General features: G+C 37.7%; 20 protein-coding genes and 5 pseudogenes. 16 read left to right on the top strand and 9 right to left on the bottom strand.

All coding sequences use genetic code 11. The features are described 5' to 3' along the window. Nucleotides 1-42 precede the first annotated feature (42 nt). On the top strand, nucleotides 43-2,646 hold the full coding sequence (gene adhE / locus NBRC111893_RS07435; protein WP_125008561.1) for a bifunctional acetaldehyde-CoA/alcohol dehydrogenase: 2,604 nt from the start codon (nucleotides 43-45) through the stop codon (nucleotides 2,644-2,646). Between the two features lie 58 nt (nucleotides 2,647-2,704). Here adhE and NBRC111893_RS07430 read toward each other — a convergent pair whose 3' ends face one another. Further along, nucleotides 2,705-3,115: a peptide deformylase gene (locus NBRC111893_RS07430; RefSeq protein ID WP_125008560.1), complete on the bottom strand. Its 411-nt coding sequence runs from the start codon at nucleotides 3,113-3,115 to the stop codon at nucleotides 2,705-2,707. 49 nt (nucleotides 3,116-3,164) lie between these two features. Here NBRC111893_RS07430 and NBRC111893_RS07425 point away from each other — a divergent pair. After that, nucleotides 3,165-3,817, top strand: a pseudogene (locus NBRC111893_RS07425) (HD domain-containing protein). A gap of 10 nt (nucleotides 3,818-3,827) precedes the next feature. Here NBRC111893_RS07425 and NBRC111893_RS07420 read toward each other — a convergent pair. Together NBRC111893_RS07420 and ybaK are read right to left on the bottom strand one after the other, a co-directional pair. Continuing rightward, nucleotides 3,828-4,487, bottom strand: coding sequence for a hypothetical protein (locus NBRC111893_RS07420; RefSeq protein WP_125008559.1), 660 nt, complete (start codon nucleotides 4,485-4,487; stop codon nucleotides 3,828-3,830). A gap of 66 nt (nucleotides 4,488-4,553) precedes the next feature. Further along, a pseudogene (gene ybaK / locus NBRC111893_RS07415) lies at nucleotides 4,554-5,085 on the bottom strand (Cys-tRNA(Pro) deacylase). 92 nt (nucleotides 5,086-5,177) lie between these two features. Between ybaK and NBRC111893_RS07410 the strand changes: the two are divergent. After that, nucleotides 5,178-5,909: a GntR family transcriptional regulator gene (locus NBRC111893_RS07410; protein ID WP_125008558.1), complete on the top strand. Its 732-nt coding sequence runs from the start codon at nucleotides 5,178-5,180 to the stop codon at nucleotides 5,907-5,909. Nucleotides 5,910-6,094: 185 nt separating this feature from the next. Then, nucleotides 6,095-8,485, top strand: coding sequence for a phosphoketolase family protein (locus NBRC111893_RS07405; protein WP_125008557.1), 2,391 nt, complete (start codon nucleotides 6,095-6,097; stop codon nucleotides 8,483-8,485). 80 nt (nucleotides 8,486-8,565) lie between these two features. On the opposite strand, the gene NBRC111893_RS07400 is transcribed toward NBRC111893_RS07405, so the two are convergent. Further along, nucleotides 8,566-10,029, bottom strand: a complete 1,464-nt coding sequence (locus NBRC111893_RS07400; protein ID WP_125008556.1) for an amidase family protein — start codon at nucleotides 10,027-10,029, stop codon at nucleotides 8,566-8,568. A gap of 21 nt (nucleotides 10,030-10,050) precedes the next feature. After that, the gene (locus NBRC111893_RS07395; protein ID WP_160114464.1) at nucleotides 10,051-10,923 is read right to left on the bottom strand and encodes a LysR substrate-binding domain-containing protein; all 873 of its coding nucleotides are present in this window, start codon (nucleotides 10,921-10,923) and stop codon (nucleotides 10,051-10,053) included. 108 nt (nucleotides 10,924-11,031) lie between these two features. Here NBRC111893_RS07395 and NBRC111893_RS07390 point away from each other — a divergent pair. Beyond that, a pseudogene (locus NBRC111893_RS07390) lies at nucleotides 11,032-12,653 on the top strand (malolactic enzyme). Between the two features lie 25 nt (nucleotides 12,654-12,678). Further along, nucleotides 12,679-13,689 (top strand): AEC family transporter, encoded by a 1,011-nt coding sequence (locus NBRC111893_RS07385; protein WP_125008554.1) that lies wholly within the window; start codon nucleotides 12,679-12,681, stop codon nucleotides 13,687-13,689. A gap of 62 nt (nucleotides 13,690-13,751) precedes the next feature. Here NBRC111893_RS07385 and yjeM read toward each other — a convergent pair. Further along, nucleotides 13,752-15,238: pseudogene (gene yjeM / locus NBRC111893_RS07380) on the bottom strand (glutamate/gamma-aminobutyrate family transporter YjeM). A gap of 268 nt (nucleotides 15,239-15,506) precedes the next feature. On the opposite strand from yjeM, the gene NBRC111893_RS07375 reads away from it, so the two are divergent. Then, complete coding sequence (locus NBRC111893_RS07375) at nucleotides 15,507-16,466, top strand: APC family permease (RefSeq protein ID WP_125008553.1); 960 nt, start codon at nucleotides 15,507-15,509, stop codon at nucleotides 16,464-16,466. After that, complete coding sequence (locus NBRC111893_RS07370) at nucleotides 16,430-16,771, top strand: APC family permease (RefSeq protein WP_125008552.1); 342 nt, start codon at nucleotides 16,430-16,432, stop codon at nucleotides 16,769-16,771. The genes NBRC111893_RS07375 and NBRC111893_RS07370 overlap by 37 nt, the downstream gene beginning before the upstream one ends. Here NBRC111893_RS07370 and NBRC111893_RS07365 read toward each other — a convergent pair. Beyond that, nucleotides 16,768-17,682, bottom strand: coding sequence for an RluA family pseudouridine synthase (locus NBRC111893_RS07365; RefSeq protein WP_125008551.1), 915 nt, complete (start codon nucleotides 17,680-17,682; stop codon nucleotides 16,768-16,770). The genes NBRC111893_RS07370 and NBRC111893_RS07365 overlap by 4 nt on opposite strands. Nucleotides 17,683-17,745: 63 nt before the next feature. Beyond that, entirely contained in the window at nucleotides 17,746-18,222 is a 477-nt protein-coding gene (locus NBRC111893_RS07360; protein ID WP_125008550.1) for a universal stress protein, read from the bottom strand. 153 nt (nucleotides 18,223-18,375) lie between these two features. On the opposite strand from NBRC111893_RS07360, the gene lplA reads away from it, so the two are divergent. From lplA to NBRC111893_RS07335, 8 genes are all read left to right on the top strand, one after another. Next, the gene (lplA, locus tag NBRC111893_RS07355) at nucleotides 18,376-19,386 is read left to right on the top strand and encodes a lipoate--protein ligase (protein WP_191984833.1); all 1,011 of its coding nucleotides are present in this window, start codon (nucleotides 18,376-18,378) and stop codon (nucleotides 19,384-19,386) included. An 81-nt stretch (nucleotides 19,387-19,467) separates the two neighbouring features. Beyond that, nucleotides 19,468-19,905 carry a hypothetical protein gene (locus tag NBRC111893_RS07350; protein WP_125008549.1) on the top strand — a complete coding sequence of 146 codons (438 nt, stop codon included), beginning with the start codon at nucleotides 19,468-19,470 and terminating at the stop codon, nucleotides 19,903-19,905. 7 nt (nucleotides 19,906-19,912) lie between these two features. Further along, nucleotides 19,913-20,626, top strand: coding sequence for a hypothetical protein (locus tag NBRC111893_RS07345; protein WP_125008548.1), 714 nt, complete (start codon nucleotides 19,913-19,915; stop codon nucleotides 20,624-20,626). Between the two features lie 87 nt (nucleotides 20,627-20,713). Further along, entirely contained in the window at nucleotides 20,714-21,205 is a 492-nt protein-coding gene (locus tag NBRC111893_RS11875; RefSeq protein WP_261341438.1) for an amino acid permease, read from the top strand. Next, a complete protein-coding gene (locus NBRC111893_RS11870) occupies nucleotides 21,151-21,525 on the top strand; it encodes an amino acid permease (protein WP_261341437.1) in 375 nt (124 codons plus the stop codon). The genes NBRC111893_RS11875 and NBRC111893_RS11870 overlap by 55 nt, the downstream gene beginning before the upstream one ends. Next, nucleotides 21,468-21,680, top strand: a complete 213-nt coding sequence (locus tag NBRC111893_RS11630) for a hypothetical protein (protein WP_230402953.1) — start codon at nucleotides 21,468-21,470, stop codon at nucleotides 21,678-21,680. Before NBRC111893_RS11870 ends, NBRC111893_RS11630 begins: the two co-directional genes overlap by 58 nt. Next, nucleotides 21,649-22,065: an amino acid permease gene (locus NBRC111893_RS11625; RefSeq protein WP_230402952.1), complete on the top strand. Its 417-nt coding sequence runs from the start codon at nucleotides 21,649-21,651 to the stop codon at nucleotides 22,063-22,065. The genes NBRC111893_RS11630 and NBRC111893_RS11625 overlap by 32 nt, the downstream gene beginning before the upstream one ends. Before the next feature lie 132 nt (nucleotides 22,066-22,197). Next, entirely contained in the window at nucleotides 22,198-22,623 is a 426-nt protein-coding gene (locus NBRC111893_RS07335) for an OsmC family protein (protein WP_125008547.1), read from the top strand. Between the two features lie 89 nt (nucleotides 22,624-22,712). On the opposite strand, the pseudogene NBRC111893_RS07330 reads toward NBRC111893_RS07335, so the two are convergent. Beyond that, nucleotides 22,713-23,286 (bottom strand): annotated as a pseudogene (locus NBRC111893_RS07330) (cob(I)yrinic acid a,c-diamide adenosyltransferase). Nucleotides 23,287-23,514 lie beyond the last annotated feature (228 nt).

Below are 23,514 nucleotides of genomic sequence, written 5' to 3'. Positions count from 1 at the left end.
TAAATAACAAACAAATAAAACAAACCTTTTTGGAGGCAACTCATGATAGATAACAAAGTAGAAAAGAAACAAACTACTGATGTAGATGCAATGATCAATAGTTTAGTTGAAAAAGCCCAAAAAGCTCTTGAAATTATGGATTCATTCGACCAAGAAAAAGTTGACCACATCACCCATGCAATGGTAATGGCTGGTCAAGACAAACATATGGACCTTGCAATTATGGCCGCTGAAGAAACTGGCCGTGGGGTTGCAGAAGATAAAGCAATTAAAAACATGTATGCAACCGAAGAAATTTGGCACAGCATTCGTGATCATAAAACTGTTGGAGTCATCAAAGACGACCGTGAACGCCAATTAATTACCGTTGCTGAACCTCTTGGGGTATTAGCAGGAATTACTCCAGTTACTAACCCAACTTCAACAACATTATTCAAGTCAATCATTTCAATGAAGACAAGAAACCCAATTATCTTTAGTTTTCATCCCCAAGCATTGAAGTCATCAATTGCTGCTGCAAAAGTTGTTCGTGATGCTGCCATTGCTGCCGGTGCTCCTGAAGGTGCAATTCAATGGATCACTGAACCAAGTATCGAAGCCACTGACAAGTTGATTAACAACCCTGGGGTTGCTTCAACATTGGCAACTGGTGGTCCTGGCATGGTTAAGGCCGCTTACTCAACTGGTAAACCAGCGTTAGGTGTCGGTCCTGGTAACGGTCCTGTATATATTGAAAAGACTGCTAACATCTTACGGGCAGTTAATGACCTAGTTCTTTCTAAGACATTTGATAACGGTATGATCTGTGCCACTGAAAACAGTGCCATTATTGATAACGATATTTACGATGTTGTTAAAAAAGAATTAGAGAAGAACGGTGTCTTCTTCGTTAAGAAAGCTGACCAAAAGAAACTTTCTGAAACAATGTTTAACCAAGAAAAAGGAAATGTTCTTGGACCAATCGCTGGTCAATCAGCTAAGAAGATTGCTAAGATGGCCGGAATCAAAGTTGCTGACAACACTAAAGTATTAGCTGCTGAAATTAGTGAAGTTGGAATTAAAGAACCTCTTTCAGGCGAAAAACTATCACCAGTTATCAGTGTTTACCGTGCTGCTGGTCATGAAGAAGCCTTCAAGATCGCTGACGATCTTCTTCACTATGGTGGATTAGGCCATACGGCTGCAATTCAAACTACTGATGACGATCTTGCCCTTGAATTTGGTAAGAAAATGAAAGCTACTCGGGTGCTAGTTAACACACCAGGTGGATTTGGTGGAATTGGTAACCTTTATAACGAAATGACACCATCTCTTACATTAGGTACTGGTTCATGGGGTGGAAACTCAATTTCTCATAACGTTACTGATACTGACTTATTGAACATCAAAACTATCGCAAAGAGACGAAATAATATGCAATGGGTTAAATTACCAAGAGTTTACTTCGAAAAGACTTCAATCAGATACCTCAACGATATGCCAGGTATTAACAAAGTATTTATCGTAACCACCCCAGGGATGGTTGAACATGGATACGTTGACAAAGTTCTAGACGAATTAAAACGTCGGACAAATGACATTCAATACTCACTATTCTCAGATGTTGAACCAGATCCTTCAACTGATACAGTTAACAAGGGTGTTGCTCAAATGCGGGCCTTTGAACCTGATACAATCATTGCTTTGGGTGGTGGTTCTCCACTAGATGCTGCTAAGAACATGTGGCTATTCTACGAAGACCCAAGTACTAGTTTCTTCGGTGCAAAGCAAAAATTCATCGATATCAGAAAGCGGGCATACCGTTTCAACAAGCCTCGTAAGGCTCAAATGATCGCTATCCCAACTACTTCAGGTACTGGTTCAGAAGTAACGCCATTCGCTGTTATTACTGACTCAAAGACTCATGTTAAGTACCCATTAGCTGACTATGCATTGACTCCAGATGTTGCGATCGTTGACCCTCAATTCGTGGAAACTGTACCAAAGGGAACAGTTGCTGCTTCAGGACTTGATACATTAAGTCACGGAATTGAATCATTCGTTTCAACAATGGCTTCAGACTACACTCGTCCATTGTCACTTCAAGCAATCAAGTTAGTATTTGAAAACTTGGAAAAATCATACAATGGTGATGCTGATGCTCGTGCTGAAATGCATAATGCCGCTACGCTTGCCGGAATGGCATTTGGTAATGCATTCCTAGGAATCAACCATTCAATCGCCCACAAACTTGGTGGAGAATTTGGATTAACTCATGGAATTGCAATTGCAATTACTATGCCTCACGTAATTAGATATAATGCTAAACTACCAGAAAAGATTGCTGTTTGGCCTAAGTACGAATATTTCCGTGCTAACAAGGACTATGCTGAAATTGCTCGTTACATTGGCCTAACTGGTAAGGATGATAACGAACTTGCTGAAGCCTTAGTTAACAAGATGATTGATTTAGCTCACAAAGTTGGGGTAACTCTCAGTCTTAAGGCATGGGGCGTTGACAAGAAGCAATTCGATCAAGCTGTTGATCGTCTATCAGTTCTTGCTTACGAAGACCAATGTACAACTGCTAATCCTAAGGAACCATTGATGGCTGATTTGAAACAAATCATGATTGATGAATACGATGGAAAAGGCGTTGAAAAATAATCAATAACCGACAAAAAGCAGGTGCTAATTAGCACCTGCTTTTTTATTGAATAAAAGATTAAATTAAAATACCATTGCAATGATCAATTTCATGTTGAATGATTTGAGCAACAAAATCAGTGAACTCTTGAGTATGAGTTTTAAATTTAGTGTCTTGATAGCGGACGATAATTTTATTGTAACGAGCAGTTTGCCGCTCACCAAGAAGTGATAAACAACCTTCGGTAGTGATATATTTACCATTCTTGCTGATGATTTCGGGATTAATCATTGGAATACTCATAATGCCGACTTGAATGGCGATGATGCGCTTATTAACACCAATCATATTGGCGGCTAACCCAACGGCTCTATCAGCATTAGCTGTTAATGTATCAACTAAATCGGTTACATGGCCAGTGTCACTAAGCGTTGCAGTGGTTGATGTTTTAGTTAGAAATGCTTGATCCTTAATAATTTGTTGTTGCATGTTTTTATCAGTCCTCGTTATCGATATAATTAAAGTTATAGACAATGGAATGGGGATTATTATGGATAGAAATTTAAAAGCAATTAGTGAATTTGTACAGTCAGAATTGGGCCATGAAACTTCAGGCCATGACTACCAACATATTAAACGGGTGGTTAACTTGGCCAAACTGATTTTAGCAGGTGAGTCGGCCAATGGAGAATTAGTCCTAATCTCTGCATACTTGCACGACGTAATTGATGATAAGGTGACGGATAACCCAGCAGCAAAAAGGAAGCTATCAAATTAAAATTAACATCCATGGGGTACGATGATAACTTTATCCAGTCAATGTTTGAAATCATCGAAAACATGTCTTACAGTGCCAATCTTAAGTCCAAACACACGTTATCTATTGAAGGCCAAATCGTGCAAGATGCTGACCGTCTTGATGCTATTGGGGCAATTGGAATTGCCCGGACTTTTTACTTTGGCGGTCACTTTGGTGAAATCATGTATGATCCTAGAATTATGCCTCGCAAAGAAATGGATAAGTCTGAGTATCGAAAACGCAACACCATTATTAATCATTTCTACGAAAAATTACTTAAACTAAAGGACCAGATGAATACTGAAACTGCCAAACAGCTGGCTGAGCAGCGCCAACAAGTCATGCTAGACTTTTTAGACGAATTTTATGACGAATGGAATGGTAAAAAATAATTAAAATAATTTAGTTAGGCCATGGATAATGAACGAAACTACCAAGCTGAAAATTAAAGATGATGGCTATTCCAATCATAAAATGATTAATTGCTCGGATGATATTTGAAAAGAAAGGTGTGACGCTAAGAGCAATTGTGATTAAGGATAGCGCAATGAGGGTAGGTAGGATTCCTTGCTTTGAATTATCAAAGTCGGCTGAACTAAGATCGAACCCACCAACACAGATAGTAATTGCCATGATTAAAAAAATTAGGTAGTTGAAGATATTAAAATCTGGCAATTTGATTGACTGCAAATTATTGACCTTAATCGCTAGCAAAACTGAATTAAAGCTAATCGGGAATAGGATGCGGTAAGCTAGTAACACGACTAGTGAACAACCAAATGTTGGTGCAATACCGATAAACAGGTTGCCAATTCGTTGGTAGAAATTATTGGGATTCCAACTATGGTTAACATAGCCAAGAGATGAATCGTGTGGAGATGGAAATTTAATTAGCCGCATTGAAATAATATGGTGACCAAAAATCAGGGCTACTAGAGCGTGAGAAGTTTCATGGATGATAATGCCGAGACTACCAATAATTACCTGACTCTTGCTACCAAGCCGCGAGCTAACGATACGCTTAGTATCCTGATTTAGTTTGGATAGTACTATGGTAAACAAAAACGGTACCCCCAAAAGGAGTCCGATAATTAGTAAAATATTTTTAATGATTTGAATAAGCATTAATTATTCCTTAAGATCAGCGAAGTCGGCGTGAACTAGCTTGGCTAGGTCTTCCGCATTTAGCTTGACTGAACGGCCGATTTGACCGGAAGAAACGATGATTTCACCCATTGATTGAGCAACTTGGTCAATGTAGATCGGATAGTGAAATTTTTCCCAGATTCCGATTGGTGTGTTGGCACCATGCTCATAACCAGTTGTTTTTAGTAGGTCTTTTAGCGGGACCATGCCAACTTTTTTTATTGCCTGACGTTTTGGCTAATTTTTTATAGCTTAAATGTTCGTCGACAGGAATCACTCCAACTACTGGACCAGTGTTATTGCCAGTAAGGACCAAGGTTTTATAAATCGTATGTTCGTCTTGACCAATGTGGTCAACGCTTAGTTGGGCCACGTCACCTTCTTGATGGGTTGGAAACTCCATTTGTTCAAATGAAATTTTATTTTTATCTAGAATTTGTTCAACTAAAGTTTTGTGAACTTTCTTTTGTTTTCTTTTTTTGCCATATAAAACACCTCGAGATAATTTTAGCACATTGCCTGACTATTTTACTGATGGTCTAGTTATAAATATCTGGTATACTTTAGCATTGATAGTTCAGATGAACAGGTTATTAAGGAGAAAAAATGGTGGATTTAGTTTATCGTAATATTATGACCGACCTGAAACGCCGAATTGAAAATAACGAATTCGACAATAAGCGGTTACCTGATGAACGAAGCCTTAGTGAATCGTACGGGGTGAGCCGAAGCTCGGTTAAGCGAGCTCTTAATGTGCTTGCTAATCAGGGGATCATTTTTAAAAAACGGGGTTCAGGGACATTTATTAATCCGTTATATCAAAAAAATAAGTCAATTTTTCAATATGAAGGTTCTAATTTAGGAATCACTGATAGTTTTAAGAGTGACGGCCAAATTCCTCAAATTAAATTGCTCGATTTTAAAGTAGTGCCGGCTACAGCGGAGTTACAAACTGATTTGTTTTTGAAACCAGGAGATTTTGTATACCAGGTTAAGCGGTTAAGGACCTTTGATGATCATCCATTTATGATTGAGCAAGGATATATCCCAATCAAGGTTGCCCCAGAGCTGACTCAAGAAGTGGTTGTTGGTTCAATTTTTAACTACTTCGAGGATACCGCTGGTAAGTCGGTTACTAAGTCGTTTATGTCAATTAAGGCAGAACCTTCAAATGAAGAGGATCGAGAATTACTTGGGCTGAAGGAAAATGAACCAGTGGGGATGATGGAAGGTATTTTCTTCTTGGATGATGGGACCCCAGTTGAAGTTTCTAACATGCGCCTTCACTATAAATACTTAAATTATAATACGTTTGTCAATCTTGACGGCGAGATATAAAACTAGGCTAATTATGACCTAGTTTTTTATTTATACCCCTACCAATAACTGGACTATTAAAAAATTAACGTTCATAATGACGGTGTATAGGTGTTTGGAAAATTTGATAACTGGACCTTATCGATTAGTAAATTTTGCAAATATTCTGTACGCATTAATATTGCTAATAGAAGGAGTGTTAATTAATGGCTGTAGATTACGATTCCAAAGAATACTTGGAACTGGTTGATAAGTATTGGCGTGCTGCTAATTATCTTTCAGTAGGTCAATTGTACTTACGTAAGAATCCGTTGTTGAAAGAACCTCTAAAGGCTGAAGATGTTAAGGTTAAGCCTATCGGACATTGGGGAACAATTGTTTCTCAAAACTTCATTTATGCTCAATTGAATCGTGTTATTAATAAATACGATTTAAATATGTTTTATATTGAAGGATCAGGTCATGGTGGTCAAGTTATGGTTTCTAACTCATATCTTGACGGATCATACTCAGACATTTACCCCAACATCACTCAAGATGAAGCGGGAATGGCTAAGCTATTCAAGCAATTTTCATTTCCAGGCGGTGTGGCTTCTCATGCTGCTCCTGAAACCCCAGGTTCAATTCACGAAGGTGGAGAACTTGGTTACTCACTTTCACACGGTGTTGGGGCTATCTTAGATAATCCTGATGTTATTGCCGCTGTTGAAATCGGTGATGGTGAAGCTGAAACCGGTCCATTAGCTACATCATGGTTCTCAGATAAATTTATTAATCCAATTACTGATGGTGCCGTTTTACCAATTATTAATATGAACGGGGCTAAGATTTCTAACCCAACAATACTTTCACGAATAAGTGACCCAGAATTAACTAGTTACTTTAGTGGTATGGGATGGAAGCCTTATTTTGTTGAAGCGGATGCTGAAACAGATCATCTCAAAGTATCTGAAGATTTCTCAAAGACCTTGGATACAGTTATTGAAGAAATCAAATCAATTCAAAAGAATGCTCGTGAGAATGAGACCCCTGATAACGTTAAGTTACCAAACTGGCCAATGATTATCTTCCGGTCACCAAAGGGTTGGACTGGTCCTAAAAAGGATCTTAATGGTGAACCAATCGAAGGATCATTCCGGGCTCACCAAATTCCCATCCCTGTCGATGCAAACGATATGGACCATGCTGATATCTTAGTTGATTGGCTAAAGTCATATAAACCAGAAGAATTATTTAATGATGATGGAACCTTGAAACCGGAACTTCGTGAACTTGCTCCTAAGGGTGATAAGCGAATGTCAGTTAACCCAATTACTAACGGTGGAATTGCTCCTAAACCATTGGTATTACCGGATGTTAACGAATTCGCAGTTAAATTCGATAAGCCAGGTAATGAAGAGCGTCAGGACATGGTTGTTTGGTCAGATTGGTTGAATGAAGTTGCAAGACTTAATCCCACTAACTTCCGCGCATTTGGTCCTGATGAATCCAAGTCAAATCGTTTATACAGCTTAATTGATGATCAAAAACGTCAATGGTTGGAAGATATTCATCCAACATTTGATGAAAATATGGCCAACAGTGGTCGACTTATTGACTCACAACTTTCAGAACACCAAGCAGAAGGCTGGCTTGAAGGTTATGTATTGACTGGTCGTCATGGATTCTTTGCCACTTATGAATCATTTGGACGAGTTGTTGACTCGATGTTGACTCAACACTTCAAGTGGTTACGTAAGGCTTCAGAACAAAATTGGCGTAACCATTATCCATCATTGAATTTTGTTGATACATCAACTGTGTTCCAACAAGATCATAATGGATACACTCACCAAGATCCAGGTATGATTACTCATTTAGCTGAAAAGAAACCTGAATTTATTCGTGAATATTTACCAGCTGATGCTAACACATTGTTAGCTGTTGGTAATGTTGCCTTTGCTAGTGAAGAAAAGATCAATTTAATTGTCACTTCTAAGCACCCACGTCTTCAATGGTACTCAATGGAAGAAGCAACTAACTTGGTTAACAACGGACTTGGTTACATTGACTGGGCATCTACTGATCAAGGTCAAGAACCAGACGTCGTCTTTGCTGCTGCTGGTAGTGAGCCTAACCTTGAAGCGCTTGCTGCAATTTCAATTCTTAACAAAGAATTCCCTGATTTGAAGATTCGATTTATCAACGTGGTTGATATTCTTAAACTTCGCTCACCTAAGATTGATCCTCGTGGCTTAAGCGATGAAGAATTTGATAACTTGTTTACTACTGACAAGCCAATCGTCTTTGCATTCCATGGCTATGAAGACTTGATTAAAGATCTATTCTTCGATCGTCATAATCATAACTTGCATGTTCATGGGTATCGTGAAAATGGTGATATCACCACTCCATTTGATATGCGAGTATTGAACAAATTAGATCGCTTCAATCTTGCTAAGGAAGCCATCCAAGATGTTCCTGAATATTCAGTTAAGGGCAGTTACTTCATTCAACGAATGAACGATATGCTTGATAAGCATACTGCCTACACACATACAGAAGGTACTGACTTACCAGAAGTTACTAACTGGAAGTGGGAAGGTCTTAACAAGTAATTGTTTACTTGTTAGTAATTCACTGCGACAAAAAAGCGTTAAGTTATAAACTTAACGCTTTTTTGTTGATAAAATTAATTTTAACTTTTTAGCATTTTAAATTTATTAGCGGATTCGAAAAGTTTTCCAATTGATAGTAACAAATCTTCACGACCTTTACGGGCCATAAATTGGATCCCTAAGGGTAAACCATTAGAGCTAACGTGGGTTGGCAAGCTAATCCCTGGTTGTCCACTGATATTTGCTAACTGTGTAAATGGAGACAAGGTTAGCGATGGTAACCATTGATCCCAAATTATTTGTAATTGGTCATGGGGATTGTAATCTTCAATGTGTTTGAGTTTTTCCATGTTATCAGCTGAGACTAATGGCTCATCAATTTTGGGTGCCGTATAAGCAGTTGTGGGCGTTAGGTATAAATCATATTTTGTGCTAAACTCATCCATTTTGGCGCTGATATTGTCCCAGAAGGTGAGCGAACTACTGTAATCGACTGCTGAAATTCCCCGGCCAGTGTAACCGAGCGCCCAACTGAGGGTTTCAACATTATGTTTGATAGTTTTATCGTCAATGCCCATTGATGCAAACATCGTGGCAGTCTCGCCAGCGTTCATTTGATAGTAACTTTGCATTAATTTAGTACCATCGATTGGTGCTGACACTTCCTCCAAGTTGAATCCTAATGATGTTAGAAAATTAACAGCATCATGGACGGCATTAATCGCGTCTTCAGAAACGGGTGTCCCAACTGGCGATACGGTTGAGAAGGCAATAGAGATATCTTTAGGTACTTCAGTAATTTCAGTGAAAGGGTTTTGTGGCAATGGAACCTGAAATGGGGCAGCTAGTTGAACAACGCTGAGGGCATCTAATGTAGTTGAGATATCTTGAATATTATTAGCAATAGCAAAGTTAATTGCAGCTCCCTGCCATCCTCGCCATTCACCAGGTCCAACGGGAACGCGGCCACGGGTTGGTTTAAACCCGACCACGCCAGAAAATGATGCTGGAATTCTGATGGAACCACCGCCATCAGAAGCGGTGGCGATTGGGAGCCAATTATCACTAATTGCCGCCGCTGACCCACCTGATGACCCACCAGAATAATAGTCTAAATTCCAAGGATTATGGGCATCCCCATATAGTTCAGAATCAGTAATGTTTTTAAAGCCAAACTCGGGTGCATTCGTCTCACCGACTGGAATAAAGCCAGCTTTTAAAACTTGGCTGACGAAATTATTAGTGAGAGGAGCAATCGAATCCTTAAGCAACTTAGAACTTCCGGTATCGGGTTTGCCGGCTAGACTTTGTCCTAATCCTTTTAACAGAATTGGAATTCCAGCAAATGGTTGCCCAGTATCTTTGAAGTTAGTGGCCAAATTTCGTGCATATTCTGGCCAGACTGAAGTAACCGCATTTAACCGTGCATTTCGCTCATCAATGGTATTTAGTAGTTCATTAACCAGCTCGAGTGGCGTTATCTTGTGATTTCGAATCAATTGGGATAGGTCAGTCGCAGAGTGTGTTTGTAATAGTTTATTCATAATATAGCCCCTCCTCGGAAACTAAAAGTTACTGATAATATCAATAAAGGCTGCCTCATTCGCATCCAAAACATATCCGGTTCTAAAAGTTACATAGATTTTAAAAGTTGGAATGAATGAATCAGTTAGCGTTAATATCTTAAGTTTATCATTAGATGTCACAGCTAGCTTAGTTAAGAGTGCAATTCCTCCACCTGCCGCAACTACTCGTTTTAAAATTTCTGCTTCGGTAGTTTTAAAGATGATATTTGGATCAACCCCAACGGACCGCTTTAATAGTGAAAAAACTCGATTATGAACAAAGCCTTCCTCAAAATTAATGAAGTTATTCTGAGAGGCCTCTTTAAATGAAATTGAATCGCCTGTAAATGAACTATTTTCAGGAGCAACAATTACGAATGGGTATTCTGCTAGCAATTTAGTCTCTAAGTCGTTAGCACTGAGCGGATCAGTTGATCCAAGTAACGCGATATTTATTGTGCCATCAAGTAAATCATTAAGCGCTTCTGATGATCCAGTCGTATAAGCTTCAATTTTGTCTAGTAGTTGATGCTCTTGGAGGCTAGCAACAAACTGGGGGAAAAAATAGGTTCCTAAGATAGGGGGTAGGCCAAGCCTAATTTTAGGTAAAGTTGCACTAATAATTTCAGATTTGGCAAGCTCTAATTGGTGAGTAGCAACTTGGGCACGTTGGTAAAATTGTCTTCCGGCATCAGTAATAATTATGGTGTGATGTCCGGGGTCGTTACGAATTAGTTTAGTTCCCAAGGACTCTTCCAGTCGTTTGATGGCATATGAAATTGTAGGCTGAGAGACTTTGAAAAAATTAGCTACACGAGAATAATTTTTTTTATCAACCAGTTTCATAAAATACTCTAAATCTTTTGTTTGCATGTTTAGCACCTCACTATAAATAAAGTTTATCATACGCTTAATATTTGACTATATTTTTTATATCGGAATAGGGTATGGGTATTCTAAAAATTTTAAGAGGTAATATAAATGAATTCACAAGAAATTTTAAATAATCCATTTTTAAATAAAGGAACTGGATTTACTCAAGAAGAACGGGATGAACTAGGACTCAATGGGCTTATCCCACCAAGAATTCAAACAATTGATGAGCAAGCAACTGAAACATATGGAATCCTACAAACTAAAGGGAGCGATTTAGAAAAACGCTTCTTCCTAATGAACATTTTCAACGAGAATCGAACATTGTTTTTTAAAGTTTTTAGTCAACACATTGAAGAACTAATGCCTATTGTCTATGATCCAACGATTGCAGATACAATTGAAAACTACAGTCACTGGTATGTTAGACCTCAAGGAGCCGTATTTTTATCAGTTGATGATCCTGATGATATTGAATCTGCGCTTCGAAATGGTGCTGATGGTAGAGATATTAGATTAATCGTAGTTAGCGACTCAGAAGGAATCCTTGGAATCGGTGATTGGGGAGTTCAAGGTGTGGATATTTCTGTTGGTAAGTTGATGGTATATACTGCCGCAGCCGGGATTGATCCCAGCCAAGTCTTACCGGTAGTTATTGATGATGGAACTAATCGTCAAAGCTTGTTAGAAGACCCGCTTTATTTAGGTAATCGTCACAAACGAATTCGTGGTGAACAATACGATAACTTTATTGATAAGTTTGTATCCACTGTTGAAGATTTATTCCCTAAGGTTTACTTGCATTGGGAAGACTTTGGTAGAAGTAACGCAGCGAACATTTTAAATCGGTACAAGGATAAGATTACTACATTTAATGATGATATTCAGGGAACTGGAATTATTGTATTATCTGGAATTCTCGGTGCTTTACAAATTTCAGGTGAAAAATTAACAGAACAAAGATATGTATCATTTGGTGCAGGAACTGCCGGTGCTGGAATCGTCCAACGTATTTATGATGAAATGATTCTCCAAGGACTTTCACCAGACGAAGCAAAAAGTCATTTCTATTTAGTTGATAAGCAAGGGTTATTATTTGATGATGATGAAACACTGACCCCAGAACAAAAGCCTTTTGCGCGTAGTCGGTCCGAATTTGATAAAGCTTCTGACTTAGTTGATCTAGAATCCGTTGTGAAGGCTGTCCATCCAACTATTTTGGTTGGAACATCTACAGTCCCAGGTGCTTTTACTGAGAATGTGGTTAAAGAAATGGCGGACCACACCGACAGACCAATTATTTTCCAATTTCCAACCCAACTAAATTAATTGAAGCAAGTGCTGAAGATGTTATTCGGTGGTCTGATGGAAGAGCACTTGTAGCTACTGGTATTCCTAGCCAACCAGTTCACTATAAGGGTATTACTTATGAAATTGGTCAGGCTAACAATGCATTAGTTTACCCAGGGCTAGCATTGGGTACGATTGCAGCTGAGTCTAAAGTGTTATCTGATCAGATGATTAGTGCTGCCGCACATTCATTGGGAGGAATTGTTGATACTACGGTACCAGGGGCAGCGGTTCTACCACCAGTTTCTAAGTTAGATGAATTTTCTACAACCGTTGCGGTTGCAGTTGCTAAAGCGGCCATCGAAGCTGGAATCAGTAATCATAATAAATCTGCTGTTGAGGCCGATATTACTGACATCAAATGGAACCCAGAATATTAATTATTAAATAAAGAGAAGGATAATTATGAATGCATTTTTAACGTCTGTGTCTAGTGTTGCAGAGATTGTCTTAGTAATTATCTTAGGATATTTTCTAAGAAGAACTAAAAAATTTGACGACAACTTTAAGGGAAGTATTTCATTTCTAATTATGAATGTGGCTTTACCACTTTCGATTTTTGTATCTGTCCTTGATAATTTAAATAGGGATAAGTTGGTTAGTTTATCTGGTGGACTGATTTACGTTTTAATTAGTTTCGCGTTAGGCTATCTTGTTGCTTGGATATTGGTCAAAGTTTTAAGAGTTCGAAAAGGAAGACAAGGGACTTTTATCAATATGTTTGTTAATGCCAACACAATTTTTATTGGTTTGCCATTGAATATGGCGCTGTTTGGAAAAATTAGTTTACCGTATTTCTTGATTTACTATGTTGCCAATACAGTATCAACTTGGGCAATTGGAGTATTCTTTATTTCCAATGATGATCCAACTAAAAGCGATAGCCCAGATAAAAAGCAGTTTAATTGGAAAAAATTGTTACCAGCGCCTTTATTAGGATTTTTAGTGGCTCTGGTCTGGCTGCTATTAGATTTACCTTTGCCAAAATTAGTTGATTCAACATTCTCAATGGTCGGTGGAATCGTTACGCCATTATCGTTGATATATATCGGAATCGTTTTGGCAGATGCTGGGTTAAGTTCAATTCATTTTGATCGGGATACCATTATGGCATTGATTGGGCGGTTTGTTATCTCTCCAGCAATCATGATTGGCATCATTTTGACCTTTAAAAATATGGGTCATCCAATTTATGGATTGGAATCTAGCAGTTTGATTATTCAATCAGCCGCTCCTGGATTGGCGGTCTTACCAATATTAGTGGGTCAATCACATGGGGATGTTGAGTATGCAACGAACTTAGTTACTACCAGTACCATTCTATTCGTGATTGTGGTTCCCATTTTAATGGAAATTATTCGCTTTTGTTTAATTTCCTTAGGATCATTGCTATCAGAATTTAAATTACTTTTATAAATAAAAATAGAGGATTGCCAATAATTTATTGGTAATCCTCTATTTTTGTTTGGTGGTTAGTTTTAAATTTTTCTTTGTCGATGGTGAGCTTGAATTAAGAATAACCAAGCAATTAATCCAAAGATAATTGGACCACCAATTGTCCAGAAACCAGTTTGATAATCATGATCTAGGAATGGTTGAACTGCTGAAAAGCCAATACCACCAATTAGGACTATTAAGACCACGACAACGATTATATTAGTAATTATTCGATTCTTGAAAAAGACAAATGGTCTTTCAAGATCAGTCCTGCGCTTAAAGAAAGGAAATGCGCCAATTAAGAAAATGTAAGGGAATGATGTTGAAATGTTTCCCATATCAGTAAGAATCGTGTAAAACTGTTTGGCGCCAGAGCCACCGAATGATACGAAGAAGATAAATACACAAACGATAATTGCTTGAAGCCACATTGAGAATTCTGGCATGCCAGCTTTGTTTAACTTGGTCATTTGCGGCAGAAGTCTTTATTAGATCCCATGATGAATGATTTAAGTGGTGAATAAATTAGAACAAAGAATGATCCCAGGTAAGCCATGAACATACTCAAACCAGCTAATCTAGCCAAACTAGTTCCAAATAAAAGAGAAGTTTGATTAGATAAGTGGAAGGCTTGGCCAATGTAAACTCCAAGGTTATTCATTAAAACATAGGTGATATTGCCTAAGTTAGTCCCTTTGGTTCCAAGAACTTTATCCCAGTTAGTTGTGATTCCCCAAAGAAAGATTGAAATTGAGTAAGTAAACGTAATAACTACCGTTGAAATAATGATTCCTCTTGGAAAGGTTTTTTCAGGTTTATCTAGTTGGTCAGTAATTCCCCCCATAGATTCGCTACCGGCGTACGCAAAGATCGCATACACCACGAAACTAAGCACTGCGGAGTTCGATTGGAATTCTGGGTTGGGTGATTTTACAAAGCTGCTAATCCCATTAATAGGTTCAGCAAGGTGACCACCATTTAAGAATAAGGCTAATAGACTTAAAACAACGAATACACCTGTAAGAATCATGACAAAAACCCCACCAATTGATGCAACCTTAGAGATGGAATCAATTCCATGAACTGCAAATAAGGTAACTACGACAATCCAAACAATTGCTAGAATACCGACAGTTTCAGTCGCATTAAAGCCCATAAAACTCCAGGTTTGAGTCTTATCGCTACCGAATAAAAACGTCGAAAATGGAATCCAAACCTTTGATGCGGTCGACATCATCCAAATAATCCATGATGATAGCCAAATGAACGTACCGATAAATGCCCATTCTTCGCCAATCGATCCTGCTAACCAGGAATATATCCCGCCTTTAGCTTCTTTAAAAGCTGAACCATACTCAGCAAACATTAAGCCACTAGGTAGAAAGAATAAGATTGCAGCTAAGATGTACCAGATAATACTTGAGTATCCCATTTGATCAAAGGCTACCGTAGTATTTGCAAAACCGTAAATGGTGGTGAAAATCATCAGAATTAAACTTACGGTTTTTAATTTTTTTGATTGTGCCATTTGTTTCAATCCCCACTAATTGGTATTTGTAAAGGTGGCAGGGAAGTTGTAATGAGATAATTAAGGCTACACTCCACCAAGTTTACCAGTTAATTTTAGCACCTAAATGTATAAAGAAGCGGTTACTTTGATTAGAATTGGTTAATAATTAGGTTAAATTCGGAATATTATGATAACTTTTATGCATATTTAAAGAAGTCGTTTTATTAATGAAAATTGATAAAGTAGGCTAAAATAAAACTGTAAGTGAGAATGGAGGTGGCATTTAATGAGTGACAATGCTAAGAAAATGGGCTTTGGCTCAATTTATTTATTAGGAATTAATGGAATTATTGGATCCGGGATTTTCTTGTTACCTAATCAGATATACAAAACTGCTGGTAATCAAGGATATCTGGTTATTTTTGTTGCTGCGTTAGCAACGTTGTTGATTACTTTATGTTATGCCGATATGGCTAGTCGAACAACGGGAGACGGGGCTGCGTGGTTATACTCGTATAATGCTTTTGGAAGATTCCCGGGATTTGAAGTTGGGTTGTTTTCGTGGATTCAAGGAATCATTACTATCTCGGCTGAAGTTGCGGCTTTACTCAACATAATGATGACGCTAGTACCGGCTATTAAAAATCCGTCAGTGTATAAAATAACGGGAATCGTCATCATCATTTGTTTGGCCGGAATTTGTTTGCTAGGTTCTGGGGTAACTTCAATTTCGGATAATTTATCATCAGCAATTAAAATTGTAATATTGGTTGGGTTTATTGGATTAGCGGTTTGGCAGATCAGTAAGGGAACCGCTCATTTTGCAACTGACGCAATAAAATTTCAACCAAGCTCAGCATTCAATACGGCTTTTTACATGTATAGTGGTTTTTCTTTTTTGCCGATTGCGGCAGCGAATATGCAAAATCCAGAGAAAAATTTACCCAAAGCATTAGTTTCAGTTATTGTAACGGTGGGGATTATTTATTCATTAGTTCAATTTGCCGTTACTAGATTGCTGGGACCAGCAATTGCTAATGCCAAATCACCACTGGCGACTGCATTTAGTCAGGTATTTGGTCAAACTGGTTTTATTGTCATTATTATCGGTATGGGGATTTCAATTTTGGGAGTGGCTTTTTCAGTCACGTTCAGTACGCCATACATTGCCTATTCATTGGCAAGTAAGCATAAGTTATTACCATCATTTTGGGTAAGGACGATAAGCGCCAAGTTCCTTGGCTAGCAATTATCGTGACTGCTGTATTAAGTTGTTTACTATTTTTGTCAGGAGACTATATTTTCTTAGTATCATGTGTGGTTTTAATTTCATTAATTCAATACATTCCAACTGCATTGTCAGTAATGCATTTTCAAAAAACCAAGTCACCAGGCTGGAATGTGCCAGGTGGTAAAGTAATTCCAATTATCGTGGTGCTATTATGTGTTTACCTAGCAACCGGAGTGTCATTCAAGGTATGGTTACTAATCATTGTAATGTTAGTGATTGGAACTGCATTTTATTTGCTAGATGATCATAAGAAGAGTTAGTTCGCTTGATTTAATAGGTATTGTTTAAATTCAAGGAAGTCTTTTGGAATTGGTGACGTAACAGTAACTGTATCGTGATAAAACGGTAACGTGAACGTTACTGTTTCTGAATGTAACAGTAAGTTTGCGAATTCATCACTCGCGTAAAGTGGGTCACCGACTAGTGGATGGCCAATTGCTGAAAAATGAACACGGATTTGGTGGGTTCTACCAGTTTCTAAGTTAATTTTAACAAGTGAATAATTATTAATCGATTCGCAAACTTGATAGTGAGTGATGGCAGATTGGCCAGCTATTTCATCAGGTTTGCGTTTTCGTTTATCATCAGGATCTTGGCCTATTGGAATGTTAATTGTGCCTGATAAATGAGAGGGGATTCCGTGAATCCATGCTAAATAACTCCGCTTGGTTAACTTATGTCGAATATCATCGACTAACGCTGGAACTGCTGCGGGGGATTTTGCAAAGATAATCGCGCCACTCGTTTCTTGATCTAAACGGTGAATCATATATGGAACGGTACCTTTGGTCTCCAAGTATCCAGCAAGTTGATTAATGGTTGCACCGTTTTCATCAGGCTGATTAGGATGAGTTTTATCACCGCGTTGTTTATCAACTACAATTACATCTTTAGTTTCATATAAAATTTTAAGCTTCTGATTATGAGCGATTTGAATGTTTGGAAATGGATTAGTAAAATCGTCTGGTATAAAACAAAGGGCAATTTTATCTCCTGGATGGATATCAAAATTAACTGGTTGGTACTTTGAATTAACAGTAACTCGTTCGGCCCTTCGGATACTGTATATTAGATGTTTAGGTAATTTATAATATATTCCCAGAAATTGTTTTAGCGACATGCTCTTGATACTTTTTGGAACGGTTAAATGGTACTGCCATTGTTTGTTCATCAATTCTCCTCTTTAATAAACAAGGAGCAACCGAGTTGTGAACGCTCAGTTGCTCCCATATAATTATGATTTTAAACTGTGTTTATTTTTAACGTCGTTAGGACGTACGATTAATACATCGCAAACCGCATTTCTAACAACGAAGCTAGTAACTGATCCGATGATCAACCGTTCAACAGCGGTCAAACCAGTTGAGCCGATGATAATTAAATCAGTATTGTGGTCTTTTGGAAATTCACGCGCGATGATTGGCTTTGGATTACCAAACCGAATATGAATATCGGCATCAACGCCAGCTGCTGCAGCTTTTTCCTTCATTTGCTTAAGTTTGTTTTCAGTGTTTTCGGTAAGCTTAAACACAACGTCGCCACTAACGGCTGATCCATAAGTTTGGTTAAATTGATTAACTTCCAAAATATTAAGGATATCAAGATGGGCACCAGAATCCTTTGCAACTTCGATTCCCCGATCTAAAATGCTTTCGGTAACGGCTGAACCGTCGACTGGTACTAAAATATTTTTGTATCCACCTAATGCCATATTAATCACCCCTGAAATGAATTATGTTATTAACTTAAACTATACCATTGTCTGGTTAAAATGTAACCCATTTCACAAATTTTACATGCATTTGAAATCGCTTTCTTTCGGTGTTATGATTAGTTGTAAATAAATCGAAATGGGGCTTTCCTAATGTATTTTCACATAATGAAGTCAGACGACATTCGTCTAAATTTGGCCACAGAAACATATTTAATGAATGAAAAAAGCTTTGATGAACCATTATTGCTATTTTACATTGAAGGCCCATGCATTATTGTAGGTCGTAATCAAAATACTTTGGAAGAAATCAACAAGCAATACGTTGATGAACACGGCATCGTTGTCACTCGGAGAACCTCAGGTGGCGGGGCGGTATATCAAGATCTTGGTAACTTGTGCTTTAGCTTTGTGGTTGATAGTGACAGTGAAGAATTTGGTGATTTCAAATCATTTGTTCAGCCGGTTGTGGATGCACTTCATCGAATGGGGGCAACGACTGCCGAGGTCTCTGGTAGAAATGATATTTTAGTTGATGGCAAAAAATTCTCTGGTAACGCAATGTATACTAAGAATGGGAAGACATTTTCTCATGGTACGTTGATGTTGGATGTCGACTTGAGCGTATTGCCCAATGCATTGACGGTTCCAGAAGACAAGATTAAATCTAAGGGAATTAAGTCGGTTAGTTCAAGAGTTACTAATCTTCGACCATTCTTATCTTCTGAATACCAAGATATGACCACTCCTCAGTTTAGAGATGAACTATTAAAAGAATTATTCCATGTGGATAGTTTAGATGAAATCAAGGATAAGGAATATAAGTTAACCCCTGAAGATGAAATCGGCATTGATAAAATCAATGAAGAAATTTTTAACAATTGGGACTGGGTTTACGGAAATTCTCCTGAATTCACAGTTAAAAAACGTCAGCACTTTAATAGTGGAACGATTGATGCCCGGTTTGTTGTTGACGATGGTAAGGTTACAACAGCTAAATTTTATGGTGATTTCTTTGGACCAAAAGATGCGGCAGAGTTAGCTGAAAAGTTAGTTGGAGTTAAATTTGAAAGAGCGGAAGTTGAAAAGGTTCTTGATACTGTCGATGTAAATCAATATTTTAGTGGCATTACCAAAGATGACTTATTAGAGTTACTTTTCTAACATATATAAATACGGTAAACTTGATTTAGACTTAAAAAGGTAAATTCAGGATGAATTTATCTTTTTTATTTGGAGGATTGTATGAAGAGAGAAGAGAAACGTGTAATTTATTGGGCCATTGTTTCACTCGTTGTATTCTTATTATCTAATGCGCTAATGACTTTGAAGTGGATGAATTTAGATCGACCAGTTGTTATGTCTGAAATGCTTCAAGTAACATATATTGCGATTGCATTTTATGCCGCAACCATTATTTTGGCAGTATTAAAGATCAAAATTAGTTATTATTTACTTTCAGTAGTTATTGCAATTTATTCTGTTGGCTTCGTTGGAATGGGAATTACCTTAGTTCAAGGAAGTTCAGGAAATCTAATCTTGCGATTGCTAGTTTTGGCGCTTGTTATTTTTGGAATTGTTGTTAATGTATATTGGTACATGTTAGCATTTAAAATGCGATCTGCTCTTCAAACGGATATGCTTAAACGGCGAGCAGAGAAGCATAATAAAGAAATTGGGTGATTAAATAATGGACGCTGAGGTATCAACGTTTGTTGAAGAAGTTAAAGCTGGGAACATACTGATTAGTGATCAGACAACCTTAAAATTAGCTGACTTGGTTAATGTTAGTGATAGCCAAATTAAGCCAATTGTTGATGAATTGATTAATGGTTTACAATCAGGTAACCAAGCAGTGATTTCTAGAATTAAACTTACAGATGATGATGCGGTATTTAGACTTGAAAGTAATTTAATTAATTTGCCTCTTGATGAAATCGATCGAATTAATAAAATGATTTCTGATCAGGATAGTCTGCCAGTTAATGTTTATTTAGTGGTTACATCAGAAAATGTTAATCGTTCAGGGTTACGGATTGATAAAGTATCATCAGCTGATGAATTGATTAATGATCCTGATAGTTATTTGAATTTTATAACCAATTGGATTTCTGAAAAGGCTAGCCAGATTGTAGAAAATAAGGATAGTGAAAAAACTAACCAAAAAATAAATTGCACTATTGATAAAACTAATGTATACTTCAGGGTATGCGATGAGTCGAGAGATCACGCAGCTTCGGCTGTTCGCGCAAGCGGCTTTGGTGATATTTTGAGCGGGACACATTTCTGCACGGATCTGCAGGTGTTTGGTTCTAGAGGATTGTGGAATCCAAGGAACTCGCTTAGCAATAAGCGCCGTAGAAAGCCAACCATTTTTAATGGTTGGCTTTTTTATTTTGAATAATCTGAAAATTGACTTTTGCTAGTAACGAAAGTTAGAATATAACAATATAAATCTCATTATAATTTAATGAAAACGGAGGATTCACCGATGTCACTTGGTTCGCGGATATTTAGAAAGGAAAAGATCGATCGGTATTTAGAGACTGATAAGAAATTTAGTAAAACCATGACGGCGTTCGATTTAATTTCCCTTGGAATTGGGGCCGTTATTGGAACGGGAATTTTTATTTTACCTGGGACAGTTGCGGCTACTAAAGCTGGTCCAGCGACCATGCTGTCATTTATCTTAGCTGCAGTTGTTTGTTCAACTGCAGCGATGTGTTATGCAGAATTTGCCTCGGCATTGCCGGTTGCAGGTAGTGCATATTCGTATGGAAACCTAGTTTTCGGAGAAGTAATTGGCTGGATCCTTGGCTGGGCATTAGTTCTGGAGTATGTTCTGGCAGTTGCCGCGGTATCTAGTGCCTGGGGGCTTACCTTAAGTCGTTTCTTGCTGGGTTTAAACTTAATATTCCGGACGCTATTGTGGGTTCATTTGATCCTGCTAAGGGAACTTATGGTAACTGGATTGCCGTGTTAGTTGTAATTGCAATTTCGTTAATGCTTAATCATGGAGTGCGCTCGTCAGTTAGAATCAATAATTTTATTGTGATAGTTAAAATTGCCATTATTATTTTATTTGTTGTTGTTGGAGCGTTCTTTGTTAAACCAACTAACTGGCATCCGTTCTTTCCGTTTGGCGGTAGTGGTGTACTTCATGGAGCAGCTGCCGTTTTCTTTGCCTACTTAGGGTTTGATGTTGTTTCAAGTTCTGCTGCAGAAGTTAAGAATCCTCGCAAAATATGCCAATTGGCATTATCGGAACTTTGGTCATCGCAACGGTACTATATGTTGGCGTAGCGATTGTCTTAACCGGAATGGTTTCATACACTAAGCTTAATGTTCCTGATCCTGTTGCGTTTGCCATGAACATGGTCCATCAGAATTGGACAGCAGGTATCATCTCTTTAGGAGCTTGCGGGAATGTTTACTATGATGGTGACGATGATTTATAGTTCTTCTAGATTAATTTATTCAATTGGTCGTGATGGACTTTTACCCAAATTTTTAGGCAAAATTGACGATAAAGGAACACCCAAGAATAGTATGATCGTAATTACCATTATTATTGCCTTTATGGGCGGCTTTGTACCACTTGAACAACTTACCAACTTAGTTAATATTGGTACTTTAATTGCGTTCCTCTTTGTTTCAATTGGGATAATTCCGTTGAGAAAAAATAAAGAAATTGATAATTCAAAAGGTTTTCAAGTGCCACTTTATCCGTGGCTACCAATTTTATCAGCATTATTATGTTTATTAATGTTGACTCAACTTCAATTGGAAACATGGATTGCTTCGCTAATTTGGTTTGCGTTTTGGCCTAATTTTATACTTTAGCTATGGAATAAAGCACAGCCGACTAAATTCTCAATAATTCATGGTTAATTTAGATAGTCAAAATAATGGCTTCTCCCAATTAAATAACCTATGATTAAGTTGGATTATGGTGTTAATTAAGGAGGAATAATTATGGCTGTTGAAGGATCTCTTTATCATACTGAAGTTGTTAATGAACGTGGATTAACTGGTCAAAGTTATGTTCGTGGTAACGAAGGATTATCCTTAGGGGTCAGTAGCTCGCTGATTCAAAGTCCAGGTACTAACCCTGAACAGTTTATTGGCTTTGCACTTAGCACTTGTTTTAATGCAACAATTGGTATCGTTGAAGAGCAACATAGCTTAAAGCATGACAGTGTCATTCATACAGGTGTTGATATTCTCAAAGACACTAAGGGCTATAAGTTCGTGGTTCGTTGTCAGATCATGTTTCATGAAATTGATAATGAACAAGGAAAACAGATGGTTGCTGAAGCATTGGACCAATGTCCGGTTGCTAAATTACTGAAGGATAACGAGAACGTTAATTTTGAAGTAGTTGATAAATTTAGCTTTTAATTAGACTTGATACGTAATAGATAATGAAAAAGTACCAACATCCCGATTATCGGATGTTGGTACTTTTTTGTTTATTTGTATAATAATGCCTATCTGAAGACTGGACGCCCATTTCGATAATTAATATCTTCAATGTCGTTTAGAAGGTTAGCATATCTTGCAGCAGCAAAAAATAGTCCGAAAGCCGATTAACGAAAATAATTGTGTTTTCATTAATGGAATCCTCTTGTTGTAATTCAACGATTTTCGCTCAGCTCGTCTGGTAATCGTTCTTGCAAAGTGAAGTGCTGACGCTTCAACAGATCCTCCAGGAAGAACGAAACGCTTAGTCTGAGGAACAGCTTCGGTATACTTGTCGATCTTTTCTTCCAGCCATTTAGTCTGACGCTGATTTTCTTCATCTGTGAAAATAAATTCATGTTTATCGTCAGTATTGAGGGTTGCGAGATCTCTTCCAACATCAAATAAGATTTGTTGGATTTCCTCCAATTCATCGTGCAATTCTTTAGTTTTGTCAGTCAAAATCGAGATAGTATAGCCAACCCATGAGTTCAACTCATCGATTGAACCATAAGATTCGACCCGGGCATCGTTCTTTGGAACAACTTTATGGCCAACGATTTGGGTTCGTCCCTTGTCACCAGCGCGAGTATATATTTTCATAAAAAACACTCCTAATTTCTAATTAAGTAATTAATTAATACCATATGCTGAGTGCTTGTCAAACCGCCATCAAACATCAGATTACTAGTAAATTAGTTATTGAGCAAAAAAGTCACAATCATGGTATAAATAATAACAAAATTTATCGAATGATTATTTTATTGTGTTTAAAAAGGTGCGAGAAGTGCTATTATGACTGGGATTATATAGTTTAATGTCGTGAATTTT

Source organism: Lentilactobacillus kosonis (genome assembly GCF_003864335.1).
Lineage (GTDB): Bacteria > Bacillota > Bacilli > Lactobacillales > Lactobacillaceae > Lentilactobacillus > Lentilactobacillus kosonis.
Note: the sequence above shows the minus strand (reverse complement) of the source record. Positions and strands in the feature narration are given on the sequence as shown.

What these genes read in the sequence shown, in the direction of transcription:
- NBRC111893_RS07350 (WP_125008549.1), top strand. Translation starts at nt 19,468, where the DNA reads ATGAAGAGAGAAGAGAAACGTGTAATTTATTGGGCCATTGTTTCACTC.
- NBRC111893_RS11625 (WP_230402952.1), top strand. Translation starts at nt 21,649, where the DNA reads ATGTTTACTATGATGGTGACGATGATTTATAGTTCTTCTAGATTAATT.
- NBRC111893_RS07385 (WP_125008554.1), top strand. Translation starts at nt 12,679, where the DNA reads ATGAATGCATTTTTAACGTCTGTGTCTAGTGTTGCAGAGATTGTCTTA.
- NBRC111893_RS07375 (WP_125008553.1), top strand. Translation starts at nt 15,507, where the DNA reads ATGAGTGACAATGCTAAGAAAATGGGCTTTGGCTCAATTTATTTATTA.
- NBRC111893_RS07400 (WP_125008556.1), bottom strand. Translation starts at nt 10,029, where the DNA reads ATGAATAAACTATTACAAACACACTCTGCGACTGACCTATCCCAATTG.
- NBRC111893_RS07395 (WP_160114464.1), bottom strand. Translation starts at nt 10,923, where the DNA reads ATGCAAACAAAAGATTTAGAGTATTTTATGAAACTGGTTGATAAAAAA.
- adhE (WP_125008561.1), top strand. Translation starts at nt 43, where the DNA reads ATGATAGATAACAAAGTAGAAAAGAAACAAACTACTGATGTAGATGCA.
- NBRC111893_RS07335 (WP_125008547.1), top strand. Translation starts at nt 22,198, where the DNA reads ATGGCTGTTGAAGGATCTCTTTATCATACTGAAGTTGTTAATGAACGT.
- NBRC111893_RS11630 (WP_230402953.1), top strand. Translation starts at nt 21,468, where the DNA reads ATGCCAATTGGCATTATCGGAACTTTGGTCATCGCAACGGTACTATAT.
- NBRC111893_RS07410 (WP_125008558.1), top strand. Translation starts at nt 5,178, where the DNA reads ATGGTGGATTTAGTTTATCGTAATATTATGACCGACCTGAAACGCCGA.
- NBRC111893_RS07430 (WP_125008560.1), bottom strand. Translation starts at nt 3,115, where the DNA reads ATGCAACAACAAATTATTAAGGATCAAGCATTTCTAACTAAAACATCA.
- NBRC111893_RS07345 (WP_125008548.1), top strand. Translation starts at nt 19,913, where the DNA reads ATGGACGCTGAGGTATCAACGTTTGTTGAAGAAGTTAAAGCTGGGAAC.
- lplA (WP_191984833.1), top strand. Translation starts at nt 18,376, where the DNA reads ATGTATTTTCACATAATGAAGTCAGACGACATTCGTCTAAATTTGGCC.
- NBRC111893_RS07365 (WP_125008551.1), bottom strand. Translation starts at nt 17,682, where the DNA reads ATGAACAAACAATGGCAGTACCATTTAACCGTTCCAAAAAGTATCAAG.
- NBRC111893_RS11875 (WP_261341438.1), top strand. Translation starts at nt 20,714, where the DNA reads ATGTCACTTGGTTCGCGGATATTTAGAAAGGAAAAGATCGATCGGTAT.
- NBRC111893_RS07405 (WP_125008557.1), top strand. Translation starts at nt 6,095, where the DNA reads ATGGCTGTAGATTACGATTCCAAAGAATACTTGGAACTGGTTGATAAG.
- NBRC111893_RS07360 (WP_125008550.1), bottom strand. Translation starts at nt 18,222, where the DNA reads ATGGCATTAGGTGGATACAAAAATATTTTAGTACCAGTCGACGGTTCA.